Source organism: Streptomyces sp. NPDC014991, assembly GCF_043080665.1.
In the GTDB taxonomy this organism is placed as follows: Bacteria; Actinomycetota; Actinomycetes; order Streptomycetales; family Streptomycetaceae; genus Streptomyces.
In genome coordinates this window covers 259,432-270,657 of record NZ_JBIBVY010000006.1, presented here as the reverse complement: position 1 = coordinate 270,657, position 11,226 = coordinate 259,432, and the positions used below count along the sequence as shown (strand labels likewise).

The following is an 11,226-nucleotide window of genomic DNA, read 5'->3' as shown; positions in this document are numbered from 1 at the left end:
GGGCGTCCGTCCGGGCCGGGGGAAGGTCAGGGCCGTACCGCGCGCCCGGCCGCCGGCACGCCCGGCGAGCGCACCCACGTACCCGGCAGGCCAAGGCTCGTAGAACTCGGCGGGACCGGCGTGCCGCCCACCGCCCGGCCGTTGCCAGGGGGCAGGGGGCAGGGCGTCCGTCCGGGCCGGGGGAAGGTCAGGGCCGTACCGCGCGCCCGGCCGCCGGCACGCCCGGCGAGCGCACCCACGTACCCGGCAGGCCAAGGTTCGGAGAACTCGGCGGGGTCGGCGGCGTCCGCCGTCGGCGGCGGGCACGTCAGGGCCGTACCCCGTGTCCTGAACGTCGGTCTGCCGGGCGGGGCGAGGCTCGGCGGGGCAGGAGCCTGTGACGGAGTGTCGGAACGGCCGTCGGAGTGGGGCCGCGGTCGCGGGGAGCGGAGACGCGGCGCGTGACGGCGCGGGGGCACCGGGCACGCCTCGGTGGGGCGAAGGCTCCGGTGAGGGGCGGGCGGCGCTCGCGCGCCGCCTCACACCAACGGTCAGGCGGGCGCGCCCATTTCCGCCCAGACGGTCTTGCCGGGGCGGTCGGCGGTGCGGACCACGCCCCAGTCCAGGCACAGCCGCTCCACGATGAACATGCCGTGCCCGCCCGGGCGGCCGGCGCGGTGCGGGGTACGCGGGGCCGGCTGGCCGGCGCCCCGGTCCGAGACCTCAACCCGGATCACCTTGTTGTCGCAGGAGAGGAACAGCTCGTCGGGGCCCTCGGCGTGCAGGCAGGCGTTGGTGACCAGTTCGGAGACGACGAGCAGGACGTCCTCGGCGGCGGCCCGCTGGTCCGCGGAGTCGGCGGGCAGCCAGCCCCACGCGTACAGCGCCTGGCGGGTGAAGTCGCGGGCGAGCGGGACGACCCCGCTCTCGCCTTCCAGACGGAGTCTGCGGAGCTGCCGGCTCCGTTCCTGCGGTGTGCCGCCGGACGAGCCGGACGGCACGGACGGCGCGGCTGCCCCCGTGGCTGCGCCGACGGCCGGCGCGACCCCCTCGGACGCCCCGGAAGCGCCGCTGGGCTCCGGGCCGCGGTCGCCCGGCGAGTAAGGCCGGGTGGTGCTCATCAGCGCTTCACCTCACCGATTCACCAGTTCATGATCCAAAAAGTGCGGTCAAAGGTCCGGCACCACCGGTGCCGGGTCGTACGTCGTCCGGCCGTCGCCCGCGCGTCGCCGTGCGGGGTCCTGTGACCACCGGTCCGCCGAGGCAGGTTCCGTCCAGGCCGTTCGCCGGGCCCGGGAGGGTCCGGCGGCCGTCCGGTCGCCTCCTGGTTCTTCTGCCCTCTCCTGCCCGACCGATCCGGCGGAACACCCCTGTGTTCGGCGTGACGCGTGCAACGCCCGGAAGCGGCCGGCGACGGGCACGCGGACCGGGCCGCGCGGGGCGGCGGTCAGTCGGCACCGTCGGCCAGGGCCGCCTCCAGGGAGTCATGGACGGTGAAGACCGCCTCGGCTCCTGTGATCTCGAACACGCGGGCCACCACTGGCTGCATTCCGGCCAGGTGGACACCGCCTCCGGCGGCCTCCGCCTTCAGCCGGGCGCCGAGCAGAACGTTCAGCCCTGTGGAGTCGCAGAACTCCAGGCGTGAGCAGTCCACCACCAGCCGCGCGAAGCCCTTGGCCAGAAGGTCGTCGAGGGGCTCCCGCAAAAGATCGGCGGTGTGGTGGTCCAGCTCTCCGGCCGGTGTCACTACGGCGCTGGAGCCCTCTTCCCGCACCTCCACCAGAAGCCGGCCCGACTGTGCGCTGCCGACCGTCCCGTGGTCCATGCCGTCTCTCTCCCGAGGTCGTGGCTGCTGATGCCCTCGAACATTACGCCTTCCCCGCGCACTCCGACACCCGAACAACCGCGCACAAACGGACATATCGCAACACAATGCACTTGCGACTCGCTCGGTACAGCGGGTAGGGCTAGTAAGGACACACATCCCTACACGCCGGCTTCGGAGGCGCCGCACACCGTAGTGCACGCACTGGCTTCGGCAGCCATATGCCGAGAACGATGGAGGACACCCATGTCACCCCGGCTCGACGCATCGCATACCCCGATCGCGACGTCGACACCCCCACCGGAACAACTGGATCATCCCATCGGCGCCCTCGATCTCCCCGAGGGACTCCCGGAGATCCCCCCGTACGACGAGATCGGCCCGGTCGACGCGCGGGCGCTGTCCAAGACCCTCTTCGAGCGCCTGGAGTCGCTGGAGGAAGGGACGCACGAGCACGCGTACGTCCGCAACACGCTCGTCGAGCTGAACCTCGCGCTCGTCAAGTTCGCCGCCTCCCGCTTCCGCTCCCGCAGCGAGCCGATGGAGGACATCATCCAGGTCGGCACGATCGGCCTGATCAAGGCGATCGACCGCTTCGAACTCGCCCGGGGTGTGGAATTCCCCACATTCGCGATGCCGACCATCATCGGCGAGATCAAACGCTTCTTCCGGGACACCTCGTGGTCCGTGCGCGTCCCGCGCCGGCTCCAGGAACTGCGGCTGGACCTCGCCAAGGCCGGGGACGAACTGGCGCAGAAGCTGGACCGCGCCCCGACGGTCGCGGAACTCGCCGAGCGTCTCGGCCTCTCCAACGAGGAGGTCGTCGAGGGCATGGCCGCCTCGAACGCCTACACCGCCTCCTCGCTCGACGCCCAGCCCGACGAGGACGAGTCCGAGGGCGCGCTCACGGACCGCATCGGCTACGAGGACCACGGGCTCGAGGGCATCGAGTACATCGAGTCGCTCAAGCCGCTGATCGCCGGTCTGCCGTCCCGCGACCGGAAGATCCTCTCGCTGCGGTTCGTGGCGAACATGACGCAGTCGGAGATCGGTGAGGAACTCGGCATCTCCCAGATGCACGTGTCCCGGCTGCTGTCGCGCACGCTGGTCCAGCTGCGCAAGGGACTGACCGTGGAGGAGTGACCCCGCGTGCACCCTGGGAGCGGCCCGGCCGACGCGCCGGGCCGCTCCCGCGTTCGCGGACGCACTCCACCGGTTGGTGGGTACCCGACCGGGCAACCGTCATGCCGCCGCAGTACGCCCCGTCCGTACGTCCCCCGAAGGATGCCCATGACTGTCACCGCGGCCCGCGGCGGCCGGCTCACCGATCTTCCCGTTCTGCTGGTCGCGGTGGTGTGGGGTTCCAGCTATCTGGCCGCCAAGGGCGTCACCACGGAGCGGACGGTGCTCGCCGTGCTGGTGCTGCGGTTCGCCGTGGCCGTGCCGGTGCTCGTCGTCGCCGGCCGGCGCCGGCTGCGCGCGCTGAGCGCGGCCCAGCTGCGCGGGGGCGGGCTGCTGGGGCTGATCCTCGCCGGGATCTTCCTGCTGGAGACGTACGGGGTGGTGCACACCTCGGCGACGAACGCGGGCCTGATCATCAGCCTCACCATGGTGTTCACGCCGGTCGCCGAGAGCTGGGTGCGCGGCACCCGGCTTCCCGGGTCCTTCGTGGCGGCGGCCGGACTGTCGGTGCTGGGCGTCGCCCTGCTGACCCTGGGCGCGGGTTTCACCGCCCCGACCGGCGGCGACCTGCTGATGCTCGGGGCCGCCGCCGCCCGTACGGCACACGTCCTGGCCATGTCCCGCATGGAGTCGGTGCGCGGGGCGGACGCGCTGTCGCTGACGACCGTTCAGCTGGGCGGGGCGGTCCTCGTGTTCGCCGCCCTGGTCGCGCTTCCGGGCACCGGCGCCTCGCCCTGGTCGGCCGCGGCCGGGTTCGGCCTCGGGGACTGGCTGGGGCTGCTGTACCTGTCCGCGTTCTGCACGTTGCTCGCGTTCTTCGTGCAGATGTGGGCGGTCCGGCGCACGTCCCCGTCCCGGGTCAGCCTGCTGCTCGGCACGGAGCCGGTGTGGGCCGCGGCCGTCGGTATCGCCCTGGGCGGCGACCGGCCGGGCCCTCTCGGGTACCTCGGCGCGGTCCTGGTGCTTGCCGGTACGGCGTGGGGGCGGACGCCCGCGGACCGGGGACGGAAGGCCGGTGCCGGCGCGGACGACGCCGTCGCGGACGGCGTCACGGCGGACGGCGGGCAGGCCCCGGTGACGGGCGGCGGGCAGGTCCCCGTGGCGGGCGGTGGCTGCGAAGGCACCGCGGTGGAGCCCGCCTGACCCGTCCGCGGGGACGCCGCGCGGGCCGGCTGCCGGGGTTCCCGGCAGCCGGCAGCCGGTCAGACGACGCGGACGCCTCCGCGCCACACCCCGCTGACCAGCGGCACACCCGGCCGGTAGGCCAGGTGTACGTGGCTCGGGGCGTCCAGGAGGGTCAGGTCGGCGCGGGCGCCGGGCGTGAGGCGGCCGATGTCGGTGCGGCGCAGGGCGGCGGCGCCGCCCGCCGTGGCCGACCAGACCGCCTCGTCGGGGGTCATGCCCATGTCGCGGACGGCGAGGGCGATGCAGAACGGCACCGACGAGGTGAAGGAGGAGCCCGGGTTGCAGTCCGTGGAGAGGGCGACGGTGACGCCCGCGTCCAGCAGGCGGCGGGCGTCGGGCCACTCGGCGCGGGTGGAGAACTCGGCGCCGGGGAGCAGGGTGGCGACCGTACGCCCCTGGGACAGGGCGTCGACGTCCGCGTCCGTGAGGTGGGTGCAGTGGTCGGCGCTGGCCGCGTCGAGTTCGACGGCCAGCTGGACGCCGGGGCCGTAGGAGAGCTGGTTGGCGTGGATGCGCGGGTGCAGGCCCTTCGCCCGGCCGGCCGTGAGGATCGCACGGGCCTGGTCACCGTCGAAGGCGCCCTTCTCGCAGAACACGTCGATCCAGCGGGCGTGCGGCGCGCAGGCGTCCAGCATCTCGCCGGTGACCAGGGCGACGTAGGCCGCCGGGTCGTCGGCGTGCTCCGGGGGGACGATGTGCGCGCCGAGGTAGGTGACCTCGTCGGTGTGCCCGGCCGCGATGCGCAGGGCGCGCGACTCGTGCTCGACGGTCAGGCCGTAGCCCGACTTGGTCTCCAGGGTGGTGGTGCCCTGGCGGAGCGCCTCCGCCAGGTAGCGGGTCAGGTTCGCCTCCAGCACCGCGTCGCTCGCGGCCCGGGTGGCGGCGACCGTGGTGCGGATGCCGCCCGCGGTGTAGGAGCGGCCGGACATGCGGGCGTTGAACTCCTGCGTGCGGTCGCCCGCGAAGACCAGGTGGGAGTGGGAGTCCACGAACCCCGGCAGCACCGCCCGGCCGCCCGCGTCGACGCGGTTGTCAGTGGCGGGTGCTTTGCTTGATTCACCGGTCCACGCGATGCGGTCGCCGTCGATGACGACGGCCGCGTCCTGCACCAGACCGAGGGGGGAGCCTGTGAGGGAGGGGTCGTTGGTGACCAGCGTGGCGATGTTGGTGATGACGGTGCTGCTGCTCATGGTGTCGTCCTCAGGGGGGTCGGCGGTCCTCAGCCGCGCAGGGCTTCGACGGCGGCGGCCAGCGCCCGCGGCACGTCCGGTACGAGCGTGTGCGCGCCGTCGCGTACGACATGCCGGCCGCCCACGACCGTGTGCCGTACGTCCGCCGCGCCCGCCGCGAAGACGGCCGTCTCGGCACCCAGCCTCGGCGGCGGCCCGGCCGTCCTGACCGAGTCCAGGGCGATCGTCGTCAGGTCGGCGAGCGCGCCGGGCTCGATGGTGCCGGCGTCGTCCCAGCCGAGGGCGGCGTGTCCGTCGGCGGTGGCGGCCCGCAGCAGTGCCGCGGCGGTCCAGTGGCCGCGGGTGCGGGTGCGCAGCCGCTCGTCCAGCTCCATCGCGCGTGCCTCTTCGAGCAGGTCGATGACGGCGTGGCTGTCGGAGCCCAGGGAGAGCGGGGAGCCGGCCCGTTGCAGCGCGGCGGCCGGGCCGATGCCGTCGGCCAGGTCCCGTTCGGTGGTGGGGCACATGCAGGTGCCGGTGCCCGAGCCGCCGAGCAGGGCGATGTCCTCGTCGGTGAGGTGGGTGTTGTGCACACCGGTGGTGCGCGGCCCGAGGACGCCGTGGTCGGCGAGCAGCCGGGTGGGCGTGCGGCCGTGGGCGGCCCGGCAGGCGTCGTTCTCGGCGGTCTGCTCCGACAGGTGCACGTGCAGCGGGGCGCGCCGCTCCTCGGCCCACCGTGCCACGGTCGCCAGCTGACCGGCGGGCACGGCCCGTACGGAGTGGATCGCCGCCCCGATCCGCGCGTGGTCCCGCTCCCGGAGACCCGCGCAGCGTGCGGCCCAGGTCTCCGCGTCGCCGTCGGAGAAGCGCAGCTGGTGGCTGTCGGGCGGCTGCCCGAAACCGGCGGAGAGGTAGCAGGTATCGAGGAGGGTGATCCGGATCCCGGCCTCGGCGGCGGCGGTGATCAGCGCCTCGCCCATGGCGTTGGGGTCGGCGTAGGGGGTGCCGCCGGGCGCGTGGTGCACATAGTGGAACTCGCCGACGCAGGTGATGCCGGCGAGGGCCATCTCGGCGTACACCGCGCGGGCCAGGGCGTGGTAGGTCTCCGGGGTCAGCCGGTCGGCGACGGAGTACATCACCTCGCGCCAGGTCCAGAAGGTTCCGCTGCCGACCTGGACGGTGCCGCGCAGCGCGCGGTGGAAGGCGTGGCTGTGGGCGTTGGCCAGGCCCGGGAGGGTCAGCCCGCGCAGCACCTCGGCGCCGGGCGGCGGGACGGGGGTCGCGGTGCGGACGGCCGTGACGCGGCCCCGCGTCACCTCGACCGTCACGCCCGGCTCGACCCGGTCGCCCAGCCAGGCGTGCTCCAGCCAGAAGGTTCCCTCGGTCACCGGCAGGCCAGTCCTTCCAGTACGTCGGCGAGTGCGCGCACCCCGGCCACGCAGTCGTCCTCGGCCGCGGACTCGGCCGGGGAGTGCGAGACACCGGTGGGGTTGCGCACGAACAGCATGGCGGTCGGGATGCTCCCGGACAGGATCCCGGCGTCGTGTCCGGCACCGGTTCCGAGGACGGGCACCCGCAGGCCGGTGTCCCGGCCCAGGATGCGGGCGAGTTCGTCCCGCAGGGCGTGGTCGAACTCGACGACCGGGGTGAAGGACTCCCGGACGACGTCGAGCTCGACGCCGTGGGCGGCGGCGTACTCGCGGGCGGCCTTCTGTACTCCCCCGACGACCGTGTCCAGGGTCTCCTGGTCGGCGGCGCGGGAGTCGAGCCAGCCGCGCACCAGCGAGGGAATGGCGTTGACGCCGTTCGGCTCGACGGAGATCTTGCCGAAGGTGGCGACGGCGCCGGCGAGTTCGGCCTCGCGGCGGGCGGCGAGCACGGTCTCGGCGTAGGACGGCATCGGGTCGCGGCGGTCGGCCAGCCGGGTGGTGCCGGCGTGGTTGGCCTCGCCGCGGAAGTCGAACCGCCAGCGGCCGTGCGGCCAGATGGCGCTGGCGATGCCGACCGGGTCGCCGGACAGGTCCAGCGCGCGGCCCTGTTCGACGTGCAGTTCGACGAAGGCACCGATCCGGGCCAGCCGCTCGGGGTCGGCGCCGATGGCCTCGGGGTCGTACCCGGCGGCCTCCATGGCGCGCGGCAGGCTGACCCCGTCGCCGTCGGTGAGCCGGTGGGCCTGCTCGACGGTCAGCTGCCCGGCGGTCAGCCGGGACCCGACGCAGGCGAGCCCGAACCGGGCACCCTCCTCGTCCCCGAAGTTGACGACGGCCAGGGGCCTGGTGAACTCGGCTCCCCTGCCGCGCAGCTCGTCCAGGGCGGCGAAGGCGGACACCACTCCGAGGGGCCCGTCGAAGGCGCCGCCGTCCGGCACGGAGTCCAGGTGCGACCCGGTGACGACGGCGTCGCCGGCGGCCGGATCGCCCAGCCAGGCCCACTGGTTGCCGTTCCGGTCGACCTCGTACGCCAGCCCCCGGATGCGGGCCTGCTCCTCGAACCAGGCCCGGCAGTCGGCGTCGGCCCCGGTCCAGGCGTAGCGGCGGTATCCCCGGGAGCCGGGGTGGCGGCCGACGGGGAGCAGTTCCGCCCACATCTCGTGGAAGGAGCTGCCCACGACGGACTCGGCAGAACGCTGGGTCACGCCTCGTCACCCTCGCGCATCGGCACCCGGACCCCGCGCTCGGCGGCCACCGACTCGGCGCTGTCGTACCCGGCGTCCACGTGCCGGATGACGCCCATGCCCGGGTCGTTGGTGAGGACGCGCCGGATCTTCTCGCCGCCCAGCTTCGTGCCGTCGGCCACGGTGACCTGGCCGGCGTGGATGGACCGTCCCATGCCGACACCGCCGCCGTGGTGGAGGGACACCCAGGAGGCGCCCGAGGCGACGTTGACCATGGCGTTCAGCAGCGGCCAGTCGGCGATCGCGTCGGACCCGTCGAGCATGGCCTCGGTCTCGCGGTACGGGGAGGCGACGGAGCCGCAGTCCAGGTGGTCGCGGCCGATGGCCAGCGGGGCGGCCAGTTCGCCGCTCGCCACCATGTCGTTGAAGCGCTCGCCGGCCTTGTCGCGCTCGCCGTAGCCGAGCCAGCAGATACGGGCGGGCAGGCCCTGGAAGTGGACGCGCTCGCCGGCCATCTTGATCCAGCGGGCCAGGGACTCGTTCTCGGGGAACAGCTCCAGGAGCGCCCTGTCGGTCTTGGCGATGTCGGCGGGGTCGCCGGACAGGGCGGCCCAGCGGAAGGGGCCCTTGCCCTCGCAGAAGAGGGGGCGGATGTAGGCGGGGACGAAGCCGGGGAACGCGAAGGCGCGGTCGTAGCCGGCGAGCCGGGCCTCGCCGCGGATGGAGTTGCCGTAGTCGAAGACCTCGGCGCCGGCGTCCATGAAGCCGACCATGGCCTCGACGTGGCGTGCCATGGACTCGCGGGCGCGGGTGGTGAAGCCCGCCGGGTCCTTGGCGGCGGCGTCGGCCATGTCCTCGAAGGCGATGCCGGTGGGGAGGTAGGCCAGCGGGTCGTGCGCGGAGGTCTGGTCGGTGACGATGTCGATGGGCGCGTTCATGGCGAGCAGCTGCGGAACCAGTTCGGCCGCGTTGCCGAGGACGCCGATGGACAGCGGGCGGCGGGCGTCGCGGGCCTCGACGGCCAGCTGGAGGGCGTGGTCCAGGCTGTCGGCCGCGACGTCGAGGTAACGGTGCTCGATGCGGCGCTCGATGGCGCGCGGGTCGCAGTCGATGCAGAGGGCGACACCGTCGTTCATGGTCACGGCGAGGGGCTGGGCGCCGCCCATGCCGCCGAGGCCGGCCGTGAGGGTGATCGTCCCGGCGAGGGTGCCGCCGAACTTCTTCGCGGCGACGGCGGCGAAGGTCTCGTAGGTGCCCTGGAGGATGCCCTGGGTGCCGATGTAGATCCAGGAGCCGGCGGTCATCTGGCCGTACATGGTCAGGCCGAGGGCCTCCAGGCGGCGGAACTCCTCCCAGTTGGCCCAGTCGCCGACGAGGTTGGAGTTGGCGATGAGGACGCGCGGGGCCCACTCGTGGGTCTGCATCACACCGACCGGGCGGCCGGACTGGACCAGCATGGTCTCGTCCTGCTTGAGGGTCCGGAGCGTGCGCACCATGGCGTCGAAGGAGCGCCAGTCACGGGCGGCCTTGCCGGTGCCGCCGTAGACGACGAGCTTGTCGGGGTGCTCGGCGACCTCGGGGTCGAGGTTGTTCTGGAGCATGCGCAGGGCGGCTTCCTGCTGCCATCCCAGCGCGCTGAGTTCCGTGCCGCGCGGTGCTCGTACGGGGCGGGGTCCCGACATCGTCTGCCTCCTCCGGTGCCTACGTCTATTCACATCCTGTCCCTCTGAATAGAGCTAGTCAATACATCGGGGCGGCCGGGTCCGCGCGCACCGGACGGCCGGCCCTGCCGGATGGAGGCGCCTTCGGGGCGGCGCAGGGATGTCCCGGGGTGGCACAGGAGTGGCGCGGGGGCCTGGAGGGGGCGCACGCGCCCGCTCTCACCACCCCTGAGCGCCCGCGCGCCGTTGACAGACCCCCCGCCGACGGTGATCAACTCCTGCGTCACAGAGGTCAGTCGACCCACACTAGTGCGCCGCAAGCATGTTCCAGCGGAAAATGCCAAACGCATCACCTCCCGCACACACGTTGCGTAGTGTCTCTGTCACTCAGCCGGAGTCCCAGGCGGGAGGGGAGCCACGGTGCCCGGAATCGACGAGTGCCTGCTGGAAGCGATGCGGTTACCGGGTGCCCGGGGAGCCGCGCTGGTGGACTGGACCAGCGGACTGGCCCTCGGAACCGTCGGGGAGGCGCCCGGCGGCGACCACGAGACGACCGCCGCCGAGGCCGCCGAACTGGCCCGGATGGCCACCGAACACGGCACCTTCGCGGCGCGCGGGGACGACCTGCTCCCCGTGGAGGACGTGATCATCAGCAACGGTGACAGCTACCACCTGCTGCGGTTCCTGGACACCTCCTTCGACAGCAGCGTGTTCCTGCACCTGTGGCTCGGCCGCGAGGAGGGCAACCTCGCGCTCGCCCGGATCCGGCTCGGCGAGATGGCCGCCCGGCTGGTGCTGGGATGACCATGGTCCGGATACCCACCCCGCCCCTGCCGGTGCGGGACAGGACGGGCCCGCGCGCGCTGTCGCCGATGCTGTCCCGGCTGGCCGAGGAGCGGGCCACCGGCGTCCTGCTCCGCGAGTACGGCATGCTGTACCTCGCCGAGGGCCGGGTGGTGCACGCCGAGAGCCCCCTCGCCCCCGGTCTCGACGTGCTCCTCACCGCCCACGGCACCCTCGCGGCCACCGCCTGGCAGTGGGCCGCGGCCCGCACCGCGGGCCCCCCGCAGGCCGCCGGACTCCTGCTGGACTCCGGGCTGCTGCCCGCGGGCGCGCTGGAGCTGTGCCACCTGGACGCGTTGTACGACGCCGGGTACTTCGCGCTGGCGCCGAGCAGCACCCCGGGCCGGTTCCGCTACGACAGCACGCCCCGGCCCGGCCCGCTGCCCTCGGTCCCGGTCGTCGCGCTGGAACGCGAGACGCTGCGGCGCCGCCTGCTGCTGCACCGGCTGTGGCCCGACCCGGCCGTCGACGGCGCCCCGCTGATCCGCGCGGACCCGGCTGCGGCCACGCCGCTCACGCCCCGGCAGCGGGGGGTCCTGGACCGCGTGGACGGCGTCCGCTCGGCCGTCGAGATCGCCCGGAACCTGGGGCGGCAGGCCTTCCACACGCTCGTCGACGTACGCCGGCTCGCGGCGGCCGGCCACGTCGCCCCGGCGACAGCCGGGAGCGCGCGGCCCGCTCCGCCACCCCCACCGCCGGTCACCGACCCCGACATCGCGCTGCTGAAGAGGCTCAGGGATGCGCTGGAGGCACTTTGAACGGCACCGC

At 73.8% G+C, this 11,226-nt stretch carries 10 protein-coding genes; 4 read left to right on the top strand and 6 right to left on the bottom strand.

The genetic code is table 11. The features are described 5' to 3' along the window. Positions 1–530 precede the first annotated feature (530 nt). Together ACF1BE_RS13185 and ACF1BE_RS13180 are read right to left on the bottom strand one after the other, a co-directional pair. Positions 531–1,100, bottom strand: coding sequence for an ATP-binding protein (locus ACF1BE_RS13185; protein WP_392199089.1), 570 nt, complete (start codon positions 1,098–1,100; stop codon positions 531–533). A 326-nt stretch (positions 1,101–1,426) separates the two neighbouring features. Continuing rightward, positions 1,427–1,804 carry an STAS domain-containing protein gene (locus ACF1BE_RS13180; protein WP_356817472.1) on the bottom strand — a complete coding sequence of 126 codons (378 nt, stop codon included), beginning with the start codon at positions 1,802–1,804 and terminating at the stop codon, positions 1,427–1,429. A 246-nt stretch (positions 1,805–2,050) separates the two neighbouring features. Between ACF1BE_RS13180 and ACF1BE_RS13175 the strand changes: the two genes are divergently transcribed. Beyond that, complete coding sequence (locus ACF1BE_RS13175; RefSeq protein ID WP_392199088.1) at positions 2,051–2,947, top strand: RNA polymerase sigma factor SigF; 897 nt, start codon at positions 2,051–2,053, stop codon at positions 2,945–2,947. A 147-nt stretch (positions 2,948–3,094) separates the two neighbouring features. Continuing rightward, entirely contained in the window at positions 3,095–4,129 is a 1,035-nt protein-coding gene (locus ACF1BE_RS13170) for a DMT family transporter (RefSeq protein ID WP_392199087.1), read from the top strand. Between the two features lie 59 nt (positions 4,130–4,188). Here the strand turns inward: ACF1BE_RS13170 and hutI are convergent, their stop codons facing one another. Genes hutI through hutU form a run of 4 tightly spaced genes read right to left on the bottom strand, consistent with a single transcriptional unit; the run spans position 4,189 to position 9,636 of the window. Next, entirely contained in the window at positions 4,189–5,361 is a 1,173-nt protein-coding gene (hutI, locus tag ACF1BE_RS13165) for an imidazolonepropionase (protein ID WP_392199086.1), read from the bottom strand. A gap of 29 nt (positions 5,362–5,390) precedes the next feature. Continuing rightward, on the bottom strand, positions 5,391–6,728 hold the full coding sequence (locus ACF1BE_RS13160; protein WP_392199085.1) for a formimidoylglutamate deiminase: 1,338 nt from the start codon (positions 6,726–6,728) through the stop codon (positions 5,391–5,393). Continuing rightward, a complete protein-coding gene (locus ACF1BE_RS13155) occupies positions 6,725–7,927 on the bottom strand; it encodes an allantoate amidohydrolase (protein WP_392199142.1) in 1,203 nt (400 codons plus the stop codon). Before ACF1BE_RS13155 ends, ACF1BE_RS13160 begins: the two co-directional genes overlap by 4 nt. 44 nt (positions 7,928–7,971) lie before the next feature. Then, positions 7,972–9,636 carry a urocanate hydratase gene (hutU, locus tag ACF1BE_RS13150; protein WP_392199084.1) on the bottom strand — a complete coding sequence of 555 codons (1,665 nt, stop codon included), beginning with the start codon at positions 9,634–9,636 and terminating at the stop codon, positions 7,972–7,974. A 399-nt stretch (positions 9,637–10,035) separates the two neighbouring features. Between hutU and ACF1BE_RS13145 the strand changes: the two genes are divergently transcribed. Together ACF1BE_RS13145 and ACF1BE_RS13140 are read left to right on the top strand one after the other, a co-directional pair. Then, the gene (locus ACF1BE_RS13145) at positions 10,036–10,419 is read left to right on the top strand and encodes a hypothetical protein (protein ID WP_121788415.1); all 384 of its coding nucleotides are present in this window, start codon (positions 10,036–10,038) and stop codon (positions 10,417–10,419) included. Beyond that, positions 10,416–11,216 carry a transcriptional regulator gene (locus ACF1BE_RS13140; RefSeq protein ID WP_392199083.1) on the top strand — a complete coding sequence of 267 codons (801 nt, stop codon included), beginning with the start codon at positions 10,416–10,418 and terminating at the stop codon, positions 11,214–11,216. The genes ACF1BE_RS13145 and ACF1BE_RS13140 overlap by 4 nt, the downstream gene beginning before the upstream one ends. The last annotated feature ends 10 nt before the right edge of the window (positions 11,217–11,226 follow it).

What these genes read in the sequence shown, in the direction of transcription:
- ACF1BE_RS13185 (WP_392199089.1), bottom strand. Translation starts at nt 1,100, where the DNA reads ATGAGCACCACCCGGCCTTACTCGCCGGGCGACCGCGGCCCGGAGCCC.
- ACF1BE_RS13180 (WP_356817472.1), bottom strand. Translation starts at nt 1,804, where the DNA reads ATGGACCACGGGACGGTCGGCAGCGCACAGTCGGGCCGGCTTCTGGTG.
- ACF1BE_RS13175 (WP_392199088.1), top strand. Translation starts at nt 2,051, where the DNA reads ATGTCACCCCGGCTCGACGCATCGCATACCCCGATCGCGACGTCGACA.
- ACF1BE_RS13170 (WP_392199087.1), top strand. Translation starts at nt 3,095, where the DNA reads ATGACTGTCACCGCGGCCCGCGGCGGCCGGCTCACCGATCTTCCCGTT.
- hutI (WP_392199086.1), bottom strand. Translation starts at nt 5,361, where the DNA reads ATGAGCAGCAGCACCGTCATCACCAACATCGCCACGCTGGTCACCAAC.
- ACF1BE_RS13155 (WP_392199142.1), bottom strand. Translation starts at nt 7,927, where the DNA reads ATGTGGGCGGAACTGCTCCCCGTCGGCCGCCACCCCGGCTCCCGGGGA.
- hutU (WP_392199084.1), bottom strand. Translation starts at nt 9,636, where the DNA reads ATGTCGGGACCCCGCCCCGTACGAGCACCGCGCGGCACGGAACTCAGC.
- ACF1BE_RS13140 (WP_392199083.1), top strand. Translation starts at nt 10,416, where the DNA reads ATGACCATGGTCCGGATACCCACCCCGCCCCTGCCGGTGCGGGACAGG.